Genomic DNA, 15,009 nt, shown 5'->3' on the forward strand with positions numbered 1-15,009 from the left:
GCCCCCCCCTCGCACCCCTCCGCGTCCCGGCCCTTTCGCCTCGGTCCGGCCGGCCCCGGCCTTTCGGTGGGAACGGGGCTCCCGGCAGGGCACGGCTGTGCCACGCTGTGGTGCCTATGAGCTCATGTTCGACAGGAAGACGCATACTCACAGGCGCTGTTGCCGCCGCCGCGGCCTGCTTATTGGCCGCATGCGGAGGCGGTTCGCAGCCCGCCGACGACAGCCCCCGGGGCGACGGGACGTCGAAGCCGACGCCGTCCGTCGCGGGCGCGGCACCAGGGGCCCCGCAGGGTCCGCCGGAGGCGTTCGAGGCGGAGGGAGCCGTACTCGACGCCGAGTCCCCGGGCCTTGTCGACCACCCGGCGGAAATGCTGGCGCTGGGGGACGAAATCGCCTACGGCTACCGCTTCGGGAAGGGCCTGGACGAAGTCCCCGGCATCGACGCGTTCCGGCTGGACTCCGGGGAGGCGGCCTGGCGTGCGAAGGTGCCGGACGGCGCCGATGCCTCCCACGCCCCCGCTCTGGTGGGCGATGTCGTCGTCGGGGCCTTCGCCACACGTACGGAGGGGGAGGGCACGTCCGCCGGGCAGGACGGGATCCGGGTCGTCGCCTACGACGCCTTGACGGGCGAGGAGCGGTGGGCACGCGATGTGATGACGGACCGTGACTCCCTCGATCTCGTGCCCCGTGTCGTGGCCGGACGCGCCGGAAGGGTGCTGGTGTCCTGGGAGGGCAGCGCCTACAACGAGCCGCCTCCCGCGAGCGCTCTGCTGGACACCCGCACGGGCAGGATCATCTGGACGGCGGAGGACTTCGACGGGGTCGACCTGGAGGACCGGGTGGCCGTGGGGATGCGGGCCGGTGGCAGCACCTTCGTGGGCAAATCGGTCTCCGGCAAGGAGTTGTGGAAGCGTAGGCTGCTGCTGTCCGAGTGGGGGTCCAGCCCGGATCCCGGGCCGGGCCTGACCCTGGTGAGCGGCAGGATGCTCACAACCGTTTCCACGGGCGAGGAGACGGATGCCTGGCTGCTCGATCCCCTGACCGGGAAGACACGCCTGGACCTGCGCGACATGTCCCCGGGCTCCTGTGTCCACGACGGTCGGTCCACGACGATCTGCTCCGGGAAGGACACGGTGGTGGCGGTCGACGTGCCGACCGCCCGGGAGCTGTGGCGCCTGCCGGACAAGGCGGCGAACCGGGTCGCGCCGACCGTCACCGCCGCATGGCAGGGCATCGTGTACGCGGAGGGCGTCAACGGTGCCATGACCCTGGACGCCCGCACCGGGAAGGACCGCCGCACGGGCCTCACCCTCGCTCCGGAGCTGGTCAACGGCAAGTACGGCCTCGTCTACGAGGATGGGGGGTGGCGCGGGGTCAAGTCGTTCCGCGCCAGCGGGTGACGTCGGGAAGGGCGGGTGCCGGGCGGGCTCAGCGCAGATCGCGGCGGTGCCGTCCCGGTCCCGGGATCCGGCTCGCGAGCAGATAGGTCGTGGCGACGATCGTCACCGCCTGGGCCAGCGCCGCGATCCACTTGTCCGCGGTCCACTCGGGCTCGTACATGTTCGGTACGGGGCCCAGCTTCCCGACGTCCACATAGCGGTAGACCAGGAGCAGCGCCAGCCCGCCCGCCGCGACGAGCCACGCGAAGGCGTCGGAGGGCGGGCGGCGCCAGACGAGGACGAGGAGGGCGGCGAGGGAGGCGAGGGCGGCCTCGACCCGGAAGAGGTCGCCCTGGCTGACGGTGGCGGAGACGTCGTCGTAGCGGTCGGCCAGCCGGGCGTGGATGTACGCGTCGACGGCGAGGCCCGCCGCGGCGATGAGCCGGGCGACGGCGTGGGCGGGCGGCCGGGTGCTTCGGGGCGATGACATGGTTCCTCCAGGGCCCGGGTGGGTCCGGGCCGGGCCCGCTGCGGGCCGCGGGGCGCGGTCGGCGGGCAGGGGTCAGCGGACGGTGAGCCTGCCCTTCATGTAGGGGTGGATCGTGCAGATGTACGCGTAGTCGCCCGCCGTGCCGGGTGCGGTGAAGGTCGTGGTGGCGCCGGCCGCGATGTCGCCCGTGTCGAAGGGCTTGGCGCCGGTGGCGGTCACGGTGTGGGGCACCGAGTCCTCGTTCCTGACGGTGACCTGCGTGCCGGGGGCGACCGCGAGGGACGCCGGGGTGAAGGTGAAGTTCTTGATGACGATCACCGCGCGGCCACCGGCGGGGGACGAGGCCGTCGCGGGAGCCGTGGCCGGGCCGGTGGCGGACTTCGTGGGGGACTCGGTGGGGGACCGTGTGGTGGGTGTCGCCGGGGAGGACGAGCCGCCGCCGTTCGAGCAGCCCGTCAGCGCCAGCAGGCACAGGGTCCCGGCGATCGCGGCGATCCGCATCAGTAGCCACCGCCCGGTGTGCCGGTCGTCGCGCCCGGGCTCGGAGGGGTGTCCGGGTTCTTGCTCGCACCGACCGGAATCTTGTTGCCGTCCGGATCGACGATGTACCACTCCGCGCCGAAGGCCCGGGAGCCCTCGCCCGTGATGTCGCCGGGCTCCTTGTCGCCCACGTAGTAGTAGAGGGGGTGGCCGTTGTAGGTGACCTGCTTGGTGCCGTCGGCGCGGTCGGTGGTGCCCAGCAGTTCGCCCGTCACCTCGCTGCCGGGGCTCGGGGAAGCGCCCTCGGCCGTCATGGGCGGCCACTCCTTCGCGCAGTCGCCTGTGCATGTCGACTCGTGGGAGGCGTCGGCCTCGAAGAGATAGAGGGTGCGTCCGCCCCCGTCGACGAGATGCCTCCCGAGAGGGCCGGAACGGGTGGTCACCTCCGAGCGGCCCCTGACGGCTCCGGGCGCCGACGAGGTGGGGGAGGAGGCGGGAGCCGCGGAACTCCCACTCGGCGACTCGGAGGCGGACGAGCCCCCGCCGCCGTCGGAACAGCCGCCCGCCAGTACGGCCACGAGGGTGGCCCCGGCGACGGCGGCGCGCGCGTTCGTCCCCCGTCGTCTGCTGGACACGCTGGTCGGGCTGATCATGTCGGAACTCCTGGGCAGGTACGGCATCCGGTCTCCGGCCTCCGGGATCGGGCCTCCGGGTGCGCTGCGCACCACTACACGGCAGCCCCGTCCACCGGGCCACCGGACGGGTCCGTCCGGCCTACGGCGCGAACGGCACTGGAGTGACCGGCACCGGGCGGGCCACCGGTTCCGCTCGACCGGTTCCGCTTGACGGGTTCCGCTCCACCGGCGGTGCGCCGACGGGGGCGGAGCCGACGCCCCGGCTCGTTCCCGTGGGGCCGTCCGGGCGGGTCGTGCCCCGCCCGGGGGAGCGGCACCGGCGACGGATCCCGGCAGGGGCGACCGGCAAGGGCGACCGGCAGTGCCCGGGGCCGCGCGCGGCCCGGCAGCGACTCTGCGGCGGATGTGCCGGAGACCTCGGGAGCGGGTGTGCCGGGAGCCGGGTGTGCGGGAGCCGGAGGAGCCGGGAGCCGGGAGCTGGGTGTGCCGGACACTCCCAGGTGCCGGAGACCTCGGGAGCCAGAGGCCCCGGGAATCGGAGACCCCCGGGAGCGGGTGTGCCGGGTGTGCCGAGACCCCGGGAGCGGAGACCTCGGGAGCCGTAGGCGCCGGGCCGTCCCGGGAACGCGTCGGCCCCGCCGCCTGCCGCCCGGCGCTCCCTCCCGGGCAGCAGTCGGCAGCAGCACTCGGCAGCCGGCAAGGCAGCCGGCAGGCATCGGGGCGCGCACCCCGCACCCCGCGCACCGCCCAGCCCGCACCGCCACCCCCGCGCACCCCCCGCACCCCGCGCACCGCGCACCGCCACCCCCGCGCACCCCGCACCCCGCGCACCGCCCAGCCCGCGCACCGCACCCCCCGCACCGCCCAGCCCGCGCACCGGGCCACCCCGCACCGCGCACCCCGCGCACCCCGCACCCCGCGCACCGCCCAGCCCGCGCACCGCCACCCCCGCGCACCGCGCACCCCGCGCACCCCGCACCCCCCGCACCGCCCAGCCCGCGCACCGCCACCCCGCACCGCCCAGCCCGCGCGTACGAGACCGACGAGACCCTTGTCTGATGGAGTGTCAGGTATCACGATGGGCTCGATCACTATTTGACGATTCGTCAGATCGGACGAGGAGGCCCGTACGGTGCATGCGCAGGTACTGCCCGAAGGACGGCTGTCGTACGGAATGCAGCTCCCCGTCCAGTCCCAGAGCGCCCTCTACGCCGAGCCCTGGGAGGCGCGCGCCGGGGCCGAGGACCTCGCCGAGATCGCGCGGGCCGCCGACCGGGGAGGGTTCGCGTATGTCGCCGTGTGCGACCACATCGCGATACCCCGGCGGCTCGCGGACGCCATGTCCACCGTCTGGTACGACCCCGTAGCCACCCTCGCCTATCTCGCGGCCGTCACCCGGCGCGTACGGCTCCTGAGCCATGTCGCCGTCGTCGGGCTGCGGCATCCGCTCGTGAGCGCCAAGCAGTACGCCACGCTGGACCATCTCTCCGGCGGGCGCCTGATCCTCGGGGTGGGGGCGGGGCACGTCCGGGAGGAGTTCGAGGCGGTCGGAGCCGACTTCGAGGGGCGCGGGCGGGTGCTCGACGAGACCATCGACGCGCTCAGAGCGGCGCTCGGGCCGGAGGAGTTCCCGGAGTTCCGGGGGGAACGGTTCTCGTTCGGCGGGCTCGGCCAGCGGCCCCGGCCCGCCCAGCCGCGTATCCCCGTCTGGGTCGGCGGATCGTCACCCGCCGCCGTGCGCCGGGCCGCGCTGCGCGGGGACGGCTGGCTGCCCCAGGGAGACCCGCGCGCCGAACTCCCCGGCCAGATCGCCCGGCTGACCGCCCTGCGGGAGGAGGCCGGGATCGGGGAACCCATCGAGATCGGCGCGATCGCCGAGCCGCTGTATGTGGGGGAGCCCGGCTGGGAGGTCGGGCGGCGCACCCTCACCGGGAAGCCCGACGCCATCGCGGAGTCGCTGCGCGGCTACGCCGCGATGGGGGTACGCCAGATCCAGGTGAGGTTCCGCAGCCGCAGCCGCGGGGAGCTGACCGATCAGATGGCCGCGTTCGCCGCCGGTGTCGCTCCGCATCTCGACAGCTGAAGGGAGCCGTTCCATGGGAAAGCTCGACGGCCGGGTCGTACTGATCACCGGAGCCGCGCGGGGGCAGGGCGAGCAGGAGGCCCGGCTGTTCGCGGCCGAGGGCGCACGCGTGGTGCTCGCCGACATCCTGGACGACCAGGGCGAGGCCGTCGCCGGGGAACTGGGCGCGGACTCGGCGCTGTACGTCCGGCTGGACGTGTCGCGGGAGGACGACTGGCGGGCCGCCGTCGCCACGGCGAAGAAGCGCTTCGGGCGGATCGACGGGCTCGTCAACAACGCGGGCATCCTCCGGTTCAACGAACTGGTCGCGACCCCGCTGGAGGAGTTCCAGCTGATCACCCAGGTCAACCAGGTGGGCGCGTTCCTCGGCATCCGTACCGTCGCGCCCGAGATCGAGGCGGCCGGCGGCGGCACGATCGTGAACACCTCCTCGTACACCGGGCTGACGGGCATGGCGTACGTGGGGGCGTACGCCGCCTCCAAGCACGCCGTGGTGGGGCTGACCCGGGTCGCGGCCCTGGAGCTGGCGGGCAAGGGGATACGGGTCAACGCGGTCTGCCCGGGCGCGGTGGACACCCCGATGACCGACCCGGCCGCACTCGACCCGGACGCCGACCCGGAGGCGTCGAAGGAGGCGGTGGCGGAGCTGTACCGCAAGCTCGTACCGCTCGGGAGGGTGGGGCGGGCGGAGGAGGTCGCGAAGCTCGCGCTCTTCCTGAGCTGCGAGGACTCCTCGTACATCACGGGGCAGCCGTTCGTCGTGGACGGGGGGTGGCTGGCGGGGGTGAGCCTCATGTGACCTTCCCGGGCGTCCGTCGCGCAGGACCAACCTATCTGACTGTGCGTCAGGTATTGACGGTCCCGGCGCGCGGTGGAACAGTCGAGCACATCGAGATCTGACGATGCGTCAGAAACTTGAGAGACCATAGGACGGTGAACCCCCTTGGAATTCGGGCTCTTTGTACAGGGATACGTCGGCAAGAGGGCCGAGACCGACCCCCTCGCCGAGCACAAGGTGCTCATGGAGGAGACCGAGTACGTCATCCAGGCGGACAAGTCCGGGTTCAAGTACGCCTGGGCCTCCGAGCACCACTTCCTGGAGGAGTACTCCCACATCTCCGCGAACGACGTCTTCCTCGGCTATCTCGCGCACGCCACCGACCGCATCCACCTGGGCTCGGGCATCTTCAACCCGCTGGCTCCCGTGAACCACCCGGTGAAGGTCGCCGAGAAGGTCGCCATGCTCGACCATCTCTCCGAGGGGCGCTTCGAGTTCGGGTCCGGCCGGGGCGCGGGCAGCCACGAGATCCTGGGGTTCATGCCGGGCATCACCGACATGAACCACACCAAGGAGATCTGGGAGGAGACCATCGCGGAGTTCCCCAAGATGTGGCTCCAGGAGGAGTACTCCGGCTTCCAGGGCAAGCACTGGTCCCTGCCGCCGCGCAAGATCCTCCCCAAGCCGTACGGGAAGGCCCACCCGGCGATGTGGTACGCGGCCGGCTCACCGTCCTCGTACGCCATGGCGGGCCGCAAGGGGCTCGGCGTCCTGGGCTTCAGCGTGCAGAAGGTCTCCGACATGGAGTGGGTCGTCGACTCGTACAAGACGGCGGTCAAGGAGGCGAAGGCGGTCGGGGCGTTCGTCAACGACAACGTCATGGTCACCTCCACCGCGATCTGCGCGGAAACCCACGACAAGGCCGTCGAGATCGCCGTGGGCGGCGGGCTGAACTACCTTCAGTCGCTGCTCTTCCGGTATCACGACACCTTCCCGAGGCCCGAGGGCGTTCCCGAGTGGCCCGAGCTGCTGCCGGAGTACAGCGCGGAGATCATCGAGCTGCTGATCGCGGAGGAGCTGATGATCTGCGGCGATCCCGGCGAGGTGCTCCAGCAGTGCAAGCGGTGGGAGCAGGCGGGCGCGGACCAGCTGTCGTTCGGGCTGCCGATCGGGATCTCGTACGAGGACACGATGAACACGATCAAGCTGATCGGTGAGCATGTGATTCCCCAGATCGACACGGATCCGGTGCACCGGACGACGCGGTTCCGTGAGGCGAGTGCCTGAGCCCCCCGGCTCAGGGGCGGGGTGGCTTCCCGGTCCACCCCTGCCGTCGGGCGGGCCCGGCCGACAGGAGCGTACGCCTGCCGGCCGGGCCCGGTCCGCACCGTGAACGTGCTCCGGCCGGGCCCGGTGTCCCCGGCCCGTGTCTCCGGCCCTGTGTCCCCGGCCCCCGCGCCCCGGACGGGCGCGATGACATCCCACCCCACCTCCAGGACGTACGGAAGGAACAACCATGCTCGACCACCTCATTCGCTCCGCGACCGTCGTGGACGGGACGGGGGCGGACGCGTACGTCGCGGACGTCGGGATCCGGGACGGGCGGATCGCCGTCATCGGTGAGCCCGGTACGGTCACCGAGGACGCCGGGAGCAGTGAGGACGCCACCGGGCTGATCCTCACGCCCGGGTTCGTCGATCCGCACACGCACTACGACGCCCAGCTGTTCTGGGACCCCTACGCCACCCCCTCCATGAACCACGGCGTGACCACCGTCGCGGGCGGCAACTGCGGCTTCACCCTCGCGCCGCTCCACCCCGACCGGCCCGAGGACGCCGACTACACGCGCCGGATGATGTCCAGGGTCGAGGGCATGTCCCTGGTCGCGCTCGAAGAGGGCGCCCCCTGGAACTGGCACACCTTCGGGGAGTACCTGGACGCCCTGGAGGGCCGGATCGCGGTCAACGCCGGGTTCATGGTGGGGCACTGTGCCCTGCGCCGGCACGTGATGGGCGCGGACGCGGTCGGCGGGCAGCCCACCCCCGCCCAGCTGCGGGAGATGGTCGATCTGTTCCACGACGCGATGAACGCGGGCGCCTGGGGACTGTCCACCACCCAGTCGTCCACGCACTCCGACGGCGACGGCGCGCCCGTCGCGTCCCGCCACGCGAAGCCCGGGGAGCTGCTCGCCCTGTCCCGGGCCGTCGGGGAGCACGAGGGCACGCAGCTGGAGGCGATCGTCGCCGGGTGCCTGGACCAGTTCAGCGACGAGGAGATCGATCTCTTCGTGGAGATGACCGCCGCCGCCGGGCGCCCGCTCAACTGGAACGTGCTCACGATCGACGCGTCCGTGCCCGAGCGTGTACCGCGCCAGCTGACAGCGAGCGAGCGGGCCCGGGAGGCCGGCGGCCGGATCGTCGCGCTGACGATGCCGATCCTCACCCCCATGAACATGTCGCTGGGCACGTTCTGCGCGCTGAACCTCATCCCCGGCTGGGGCGAGATCCTCGGGCTGCCCGTGCCCGAGCGGATCGAGAAGCTGCGCGACCCTGAGGTACGGGCGGAGATGCTGCGCCGCGCGGACTCCAAGGAGGCGGGCGTCTTCCGGCGGCTCGCGAACTTCGGCCGCTATGTCATCGGCGACACCTACTCGGCGGAGAACGAGGGGCTCAGCGGCCGGGTCGTCGGGGACATCGCCGCCGAACGCGGCCAGGACGCGTTCCACTGCCTGGTGGAGATCTGCGCCCACGACGAGCTGCGTACGGTGCTGTGGCCCATGCCCACCGACAACGACCCCGACTCCTGGGAGCTGCGCCGGGCGACCTGGCAGCACGAGGACGTGATGCTCGGCGGCTCCGACGCCGGCGCGCATCTGGACCGGATGTGCGGGGCGCCGTACACGACCCGGTTCCTCGGGGACTGTCTGCGCGGGCGGAAGCTGGTCCCCCTGGAGGCGGCGGTGAAGATGCTCACCGACGATCCGGCGCAGCTGTTCGGGCTGCGGGAGCGCGGGCGCGTCCAGGAGGGCTGGCACGCCGACCTCGTGCTCTTCGACCCGGAACGCATCGAGGCCGGCCCCGCCACCCTCGTACACGATCTGCCCGGTGACAGCCCGCGGCTGGACGCCAAGGCGATCGGGATCGTGTCGGTGCGGGTCAACGGCGTGGAGACGATCCGGGACGACGAGGTCACGGGCGCGGTCCCGGGCACGGTGCTGCGCTCCGGGCGGGACACCAGGACGGTGTCCACCAAGTGAGCGGCGAAGGGGGCGGGCGGGTGACCGGCCGAGGCGCCGGCGAAGGCACCGGCGGCGGAGCAGACGGCCGGGGCACGGGGCCGGTTGGCGCGCGGGTGAGTGGGAAGGGCACGGGGCCGGGGACCGCGCGGGTGAGCGGGAAGGGCAGCGCGCCGGAGCGTCAGCGGCTGTTCATCGGCGGCGAGTGGGTCGAGCCCGACGGCGGGCACTACGAGGTCGTCAACCCCGCGACCGAGACCGTCGTCGGCCTCGCGCCCGAGGCGAGCCGAGCGCAGGTGTACGCGGCGGCCGGGGCCGCCCGCGAGGCGTTCGGCGCCTGGTCGCGTACGGCACCGGACGAGCGCGCCCGCATCCTCGACGCGGCCGCCGACATCATCCTGCGCAACTCCGCCGCGTACGCCGAACTCGCCCGTGAGGAGAGCGGCGCGACGGCCGCCACCGCGCGCGGTATGCAGGTCGCGGTGGGCGCGGCCCGCTTCCGGCGCTACGCGCGGGGCGCGCTGGAGCCCGTGGAGCAGCCGCTGCCCCCGCAGATCAATCCCGCCGGGCCCATGGGGAAGGCGGGTGTCTTCGGCGCGGTCGCGGTACGGCGGCCCGTCGGGGTGGTCACCTGCATCACCTCGTACAACAACCCCTGGGCCAATCCGGCGGGCAAGGTCGCGCCCGCGCTGGCGGTGGGCAACACGGTCGTCGTGAAGCCCGCGCCCCAGGATCCGCTGTCCGTCTTCAGGATGGCGGAGGCGCTCCAGGAGGCGGGGGTGCCGCCGGGGGTCGTCAACGTGGTGACGGGTTCCGCGCCCGGTGTGGGGGAGGCGGCCGTCGACTCCCCGGACGTCGACATGGTCAGCTTCACCGGCTCCACGGAGGTCGGACAGCGGATCGCGGAGGTGTGCGGGCGCGGGATGAAGCGCCAGCTGATGGAGCTGGGCGGCAAGGGCGCGGCGCTCGTTCTCGACGACGCGGATCTGGACTCGGCGGTCATGGGGATCGGGACGACGTTCTCCTTCTACAGCGGCCAGATCTGTACGGCTCCGACGCGGGTGATCGCCCAGCGCGGGATCTACGACCGGCTGGTCGGGCGGCTGGCCGCGTATCTGGGCCGGCTGACGGTCGGCGACCCGGCCGAGCCGGGCACGGTCGTGGGGCCGGTGATCTCGGCGGCCCATCGCGACCGGGTGGAGTCGTACATCGAGCTGGGCCGCACGGAGGGCGCGCGGCTGGTCGCGGGCGGTGAGCGGCCCGCGTTCGGCAAGGGCTTCTACGTCGCCCCCACGCTCTTCGCGGACTGCGCGAGCGGGATGCGGGTGGTGCGGGAGGAGATCTTCGGCCCGGTCGTCGTGATCGTCCCCTTCGACACGGAAGAGGAGGGCATCGCGCTCGCCAACGACAGCGACTACGGCCTCATCGACTACGTGTGGTCGGGCGATGTGGCCCGCGCCTTCCGGATCGCGGGCGAGCTGCGCGCGGGCGGGGTGGGGCTGAACACGATCGGACGGAACATGGAGGCGCCGTTCGGGGGCTTCAAGAAGAGCGGGGTGGGGCGGGACGTGGGTTCGTACGCGCTGCACGCCTACAGCGAGACACAGGCGCTGGTCTGGCCCGGCTGAGCGGCGCGGGATGGGAGGCCGTGGAGGTCGCGCGGGATGTGAGTCGCGGAAGTCGCACGGGAAAATTTGAAAACGGGCAAATCGGTCACTGTTGCGGTTATCGTACCGAGGGAGATTCGTGTCGACCTTGTGAAGTGGGTGGGCAAGTCGCAGTTGCTCTTCCATGTGTAGGTAATCTTGCGTACTTGCCAGCGAAGCGAAGGTTCGATATCCGGACGTTACTGATCCGTATATGGAAACCGTACCGGTTAACGTCCTGTTCATGACTCAGCTCGACGCGCGGCCCCAGGCCGGAGACACGGTAAGGGGCCCCGCCGGGGGCGAGAGCGGGCGCGGGGGCGTACGCACCAAGGGGCTCGGCGGGAACTCCGTCGGGCTCACCGGAAGCGCCGTCATCGGCATCTCCACCGTCGCCCCTGTCTACTGCCTCACCTCCACCCTCGGCTCCACCGCCGGCGAGGTCGGCCTCCAGATGCCCGCGGTCTTCCTCGCGGGCTTCGTGCCGATGCTGCTGGTGGCCTTCGCCTACCGTGAGCTGAACCGCGTCATGCCCGACTGCGGCACCTCCTTCACCTGGACCGTGAAGGCGTTCGGCCCCCGACTGGGCTGGATGTGCGGCTGGGGTCTGGTGATCGCCACGATCATCGTGCTCTCCAATCTCGCGGGCGTCGCCACCTCCTTCTTCTGGCTGCTCGCGGGCGAGATCACCGGCAGTGAGTCCATCGCCGCGCTCGACGACAACAAGGCCGTCCACATCGTCACGGTCCTCCTCCTGATCGCGGTCGCCACGGCGATCAGCTACCGGGGCATGACGGCGACGAAGGGCGTGCAGTACACCCTCGTCGGCCTCCAGCTCCTCGTCCTCGGCCTCTTCGTCGCGATGGCGATCGGCAAGGCGGGCTCCTTCGACACCTCGCTCTCCTTCTCCTTCGAGTGGTTGAACCCGTTCGCCGTCCAGTCCTTCGCCGCGTTCACGGCGGGCCTGTCGCTGTCGATCTTCATGTACTGGGGCTGGGACGCCAGCCTCGCCGCGAACGAGGAGACGACGGGCAGCGACAAGACCCCCGGCCGGGCGGCTCTGATCGCGATGGTCGTCCTCGTCGCCTCCTACCTCGCCACCGGTATCGCCGCCCAGATGGCCGTCGGCTCCGGCGACTCGGGCCTCGGCCTCGCCAACCCGGAGACCTCCGACAACGTCTTCGCCGTCCTCGCGGGCCCGGTCATGGGCCCCGGCCTCGGCATCCTGCTCTTCGTCGCGGTCCTGGCGTCCGCGACGGCCAGCCTGCAGACGACGTTCATCCCCGTCGCCCGCACGGTCCTCGCGATGTCGACGTACGAGGCGCTGCCGCCCTCGTACGCACGGGTGAACAAGCGCTTCAAGACCCCCGGCAAGGCGACCGTGGTCGCGGGCATCGCCACCGGCGTCTTCTACACGGTCATGACCCTGGTCAGCGAGCACGTCCTGATCGACACGATCTACGCCCTCGGCCTCATGATCTGCTTCTACTACTCGCTGACCGCCTTCGCCTGCGCCTGGTACTTCCGCCGCGAGCTGCTGCGCACTCCCCGTGACTTCGTCTTCAAGGGCCTGTTCCCGGTCCTCGGCGGGCTGCTGCTGGCCGCCGTGTTCGGGAAGACCCTCTACGACATGTGGGACCCGGCGTACGGCAGCGGCTCGGCGGTCTTCGGTGTCGGCTCGGTCTTCGTGATCGGCGTGGGGCTGCTGGTGCTGGGACTGGTCATCATGCTGGTGATGCAGCGCAGGAGCCCGGCGTTCTTCCGGGGCGAGGTCCTCAGGCGGGACACGCCGTCGCTGATCATCGCGGACTGACGCCCCCCGCTTCCGCGTACGCCGGGCACGGAAACCGCGGACGTACGCCGGACCGGCCGGGGATGTCCCCGGCCGGTCCGGCCCTTTCCGTGCTGCCGCCGCGGTGTCAGTGGAAGGTGGGGGCGGGGACCGCGGGCCGGTCGGTGTCCGTGTCCGCGTCCTCGCCGGTGGTGCTCCGCCCCCGGAGCAGGAATAGGGCGGCCGCGAAGGCGGCGACGAGGATGCCGGTGCCGACGGTGAAGGCGAGCTGGTAGCCGCTGGTCAGCGCCTGGGCGGTGGAGTCGCCCCGGTCCAGGCCGGACTCGGTGCGGGAGGCCGCCAGAGTGGTGAGGACCGCGACGCCGATCGCGCCGCCGAGCTGCTGGGTGGTGTTGAAGAGCCCGGACGCCACGCCCGCGTCCTCGGCGGCGACCCCGCTCATCCCCAGGGACGTCAGCGCCGGGAGCGCCAGACCGAAACCGGCCGCGAGGATCATCACCGGCAGCAGGTCCGTCACATAGTTGGCACCGGTCGCGGGGACCCGGGTCAGCAGACCGAGCACCCCGACCAGGAGGACCAGACCGGTCAGCAGGACCGCACGCTCACCGAAGCGGCCGATCAACCGGGCGGAGACACCGAGGGCGGTGACCCCGATGATCACAGCGGCGGGGAGCATCGCGAGACCCGTCTCCAGCGCGCCGTAGCCGAGGACGTTCTGGAGGTAGAGGGCGACCAGGATCTGGAAGGCGAAGAGGGCGGCGACCATCAGCATCTGGACCAGGTTGGCGCCGACCAGGCTGCGGGAACGGAGCAGCCGCGGGGTGATCAGCGGGGTGCGGGCCCTGGACTGGCGGACGGCGAACGCGGCGAGCAGGGCGGCGGCGACGGCGCCGAGACCGAGCGTGTGGGCGTCGACCCAGCCGTAGTGCTCCGCCTTGACGATGGTGTAGATGCCGAGCGTCAGACCCACGGTGACCAGGGACGCGCCGATGATGTCGGCGCCGGCCTTCAGGCCGAGCCCGCGGTCGTTGGGCAGCAGCGGCAGGGCGAGGGCGAGGACGGCGATACCGAGCGGCAGGTTGATGGCGAAGATCCAGCGCCAGTCGAGGGCGTCGGTGAGCACTCCGCCGAGGACCTGACCGATGGAGGCGCCCGCGGCGCCGGTGAAGGCGAAGACGGCGATCGCCTTGGCGCGCTCGCGCGGTTCGGTGAAGAGGGTGATCAGAATGCCCAGGCCGACGGCGGAGGCCATGGCGCTGCCGACGCCCTGGAGGAAGCGGGAGGCGATCAGGACGGCCGGGGAGCCCGCGACCCCGGCGAGGAGGGAGGCCGCGGTGAAGACCCCGATGCCCGACAGGAACATCTTCTTGCGGCCGATGAGGTCGCCGAGCCGTCCGGCGAGGAGGAGCAGCGCGCCGAAGGGGATCAGATAGGCGTTGACCACCCAGCTGAGCCCGGCCGGGGTGAAGCCGAGGTCGCTCTGCATGGCGGGCATCGCGACGGTCACGATGCTGCCGTCGAGGATCAGCATCAGGGTGCCGACGGCGACGACCGCGAGGGCGGCCCAGCGGGACCGGGCCGCGGGTGCGGGTGCGGCGGCTGAGGACTCGGGGGGTGCGGTCTTGGACCGGTCTTGCGAGCCCTTCGCGGTGGTCCTGGCGGCGGTCTTGGCGGCGGTCTTGGCGGCGGTCCGCGTGGCGTCGGGGGTGCTGGTGGCGGTGCTGCCGTCGGGGGTGGGTGCCGGCGTGGGCTCGGCCGAGATCAGCGACATTTCTCTCTCCCGTCATCGGTGGCGACGAGAAAGACCGTAGCAGATAGTTCCGTTGCAGACTATCTATCTCGGTTGGTTTTTCTGTTGTGGCGCCTCCGCGGCCGGCCGGGCCTCCGGGGTCAGCGCTGCCGCGGCCGGCGTGCGGAAGTGTTCTCGTCGGGGGTCGACAAAGGCCCCTTGACCAGCTGTTTCAGTACGTTCACCAGGGCCGCGCCGTCCGCCTCCGAGAGGGTCCCCAGTACTCGCCGGTGTACGTCGTCGACGATCTTCTCGCTCTGCTCCAGCAGCTCCTCGCCCTTCTCGGTCACCGCGATGATCCGCGCCCGGCGGTCCTTGGTGGACTGCCGCCGCTCCGCGAGCCCGGCCTTCTCCAGGGCGTCGACGGTGACCACCATCGTGGTCTTGTCGATGTCCCCGATCTCGGCGAGCTGTGCCTGGGTGCGCTCCTCGTCCACCGCATGCACCAGGACGCAGTGCATCCGCGCGGTCAGCCCGAGCTCCGCGAGCGCGGTGGCCATCTGGGTGCGCAGAACGTGACTGCTGTGGTCGAGGAGATAGGTGATGTCCGGCTGTCTGCGCTTCTGCTTCGTCATGGAGGTCATACGTCCAGGCTAGCCAATCCCGGTCGGTTGCGGATTATCCGCAATCGGACTGTTTCTGTCTGGCCGGGAGGAACGGGCGAGTGGCCGGCGCCGTTGTGGTGGTGCGGGGAGGAGGCCG

The 15,009-nt window shown here is 71.8% G+C and carries 12 protein-coding genes; 7 read left to right on the forward strand and 5 right to left on the reverse strand.

What is annotated here, in order from left to right:
* The first annotated feature begins 182 nt into the window (after positions 1–182).
* On the forward strand, positions 183–1,400 hold the full coding sequence (locus ACFYT4_RS28155) for a PQQ-binding-like beta-propeller repeat protein (RefSeq protein WP_389274841.1): 1,218 nt from the start codon (positions 183–185) through the stop codon (positions 1,398–1,400).
* A gap of 28 nt (positions 1,401–1,428) precedes the next feature.
* On the opposite strand, the gene ACFYT4_RS28160 is transcribed toward ACFYT4_RS28155, so the two are convergent.
* The 3 genes from ACFYT4_RS28160 to ACFYT4_RS28170 form a co-directional block, all read right to left on the reverse strand.
* Positions 1,429–1,869 carry a hypothetical protein gene (locus ACFYT4_RS28160; protein ID WP_389274843.1) on the reverse strand — a complete coding sequence of 147 codons (441 nt, stop codon included), beginning with the start codon at positions 1,867–1,869 and terminating at the stop codon, positions 1,429–1,431.
* A 72-nt stretch (positions 1,870–1,941) separates the two neighbouring features.
* Positions 1,942–2,370 (reverse strand): cupredoxin domain-containing protein, encoded by a 429-nt coding sequence (locus ACFYT4_RS28165; protein ID WP_389274846.1) that lies wholly within the window; start codon positions 2,368–2,370, stop codon positions 1,942–1,944.
* Positions 2,370–3,002 carry a hypothetical protein gene (locus ACFYT4_RS28170; RefSeq protein ID WP_389274849.1) on the reverse strand — a complete coding sequence of 211 codons (633 nt, stop codon included), beginning with the start codon at positions 3,000–3,002 and terminating at the stop codon, positions 2,370–2,372. The genes ACFYT4_RS28165 and ACFYT4_RS28170 overlap by 1 nt, the downstream gene beginning before the upstream one ends.
* Before the next feature lie 1,156 nt (positions 3,003–4,158).
* On the opposite strand from ACFYT4_RS28170, the gene ACFYT4_RS28175 reads away from it, so the two are divergent.
* From ACFYT4_RS28175 to ACFYT4_RS28200, 6 genes are all read left to right on the forward strand, one after another.
* Entirely contained in the window at positions 4,159–5,067 is a 909-nt protein-coding gene (locus ACFYT4_RS28175) for an LLM class F420-dependent oxidoreductase (protein ID WP_389274932.1), read from the forward strand.
* Positions 5,068–5,080: 13 nt separating this feature from the next.
* Entirely contained in the window at positions 5,081–5,866 is a 786-nt protein-coding gene (locus ACFYT4_RS28180; protein WP_389274852.1) for an SDR family NAD(P)-dependent oxidoreductase, read from the forward strand.
* Between the two features lie 144 nt (positions 5,867–6,010).
* On the forward strand, positions 6,011–7,132 hold the full coding sequence (locus ACFYT4_RS28185; RefSeq protein WP_389274855.1) for an LLM class flavin-dependent oxidoreductase: 1,122 nt from the start codon (positions 6,011–6,013) through the stop codon (positions 7,130–7,132).
* 229 nt (positions 7,133–7,361) lie between these two features.
* Entirely contained in the window at positions 7,362–9,101 is a 1,740-nt protein-coding gene (locus ACFYT4_RS28190) for an amidohydrolase family protein (RefSeq protein ID WP_389274858.1), read from the forward strand.
* Positions 9,102–9,232: 131 nt separating this feature from the next.
* Complete coding sequence (locus ACFYT4_RS28195; RefSeq protein ID WP_389274860.1) at positions 9,233–10,708, forward strand: aldehyde dehydrogenase family protein; 1,476 nt, start codon at positions 9,233–9,235, stop codon at positions 10,706–10,708.
* A 262-nt stretch (positions 10,709–10,970) separates the two neighbouring features.
* Positions 10,971–12,539, forward strand: a complete 1,569-nt coding sequence (locus ACFYT4_RS28200) for an APC family permease (protein ID WP_389274863.1) — start codon at positions 10,971–10,973, stop codon at positions 12,537–12,539.
* A 106-nt stretch (positions 12,540–12,645) separates the two neighbouring features.
* Here the strand turns inward: ACFYT4_RS28200 and ACFYT4_RS28205 are convergent, their stop codons facing one another.
* Together ACFYT4_RS28205 and ACFYT4_RS28210 are read right to left on the reverse strand one after the other, a co-directional pair.
* Positions 12,646–14,049, reverse strand: a complete 1,404-nt coding sequence (locus ACFYT4_RS28205; RefSeq protein ID WP_389274935.1) for an MFS transporter — start codon at positions 14,047–14,049, stop codon at positions 12,646–12,648.
* A gap of 359 nt (positions 14,050–14,408) precedes the next feature.
* Positions 14,409–14,891, reverse strand: coding sequence for a MarR family winged helix-turn-helix transcriptional regulator (locus ACFYT4_RS28210; RefSeq protein ID WP_389274866.1), 483 nt, complete (start codon positions 14,889–14,891; stop codon positions 14,409–14,411).
* Between the last annotated feature and the right edge of the window lie 118 nt (positions 14,892–15,009).

Source organism: Streptomyces sp. NPDC004609 (assembly GCF_042873655.1).
GTDB lineage: Bacteria > Actinomycetota > Actinomycetes > Streptomycetales > Streptomycetaceae > Streptomyces.

Coding starts and splice junctions, on each gene's coding strand:
- ACFYT4_RS28210 (WP_389274866.1), bottom strand. CDS start 14,891: ATGACCTCCATGACGAAGCAGAAGCGCAGACAGCCGGACATCACCTAT.
- ACFYT4_RS28200 (WP_389274863.1), top strand. CDS start 10,971: ATGACTCAGCTCGACGCGCGGCCCCAGGCCGGAGACACGGTAAGGGGC.
- ACFYT4_RS28160 (WP_389274843.1), bottom strand. CDS start 1,869: ATGTCATCGCCCCGAAGCACCCGGCCGCCCGCCCACGCCGTCGCCCGG.
- ACFYT4_RS28190 (WP_389274858.1), top strand. CDS start 7,362: ATGCTCGACCACCTCATTCGCTCCGCGACCGTCGTGGACGGGACGGGG.
- ACFYT4_RS28170 (WP_389274849.1), bottom strand. CDS start 3,002: ATGATCAGCCCGACCAGCGTGTCCAGCAGACGACGGGGGACGAACGCG.
- ACFYT4_RS28180 (WP_389274852.1), top strand. CDS start 5,081: ATGGGAAAGCTCGACGGCCGGGTCGTACTGATCACCGGAGCCGCGCGG.
- ACFYT4_RS28165 (WP_389274846.1), bottom strand. CDS start 2,370: ATGCGGATCGCCGCGATCGCCGGGACCCTGTGCCTGCTGGCGCTGACG.
- ACFYT4_RS28205 (WP_389274935.1), bottom strand. CDS start 14,049: ATGCTGATCCTCGACGGCAGCATCGTGACCGTCGCGATGCCCGCCATG.
- ACFYT4_RS28175 (WP_389274932.1), top strand. CDS start 4,159: ATGCAGCTCCCCGTCCAGTCCCAGAGCGCCCTCTACGCCGAGCCCTGG.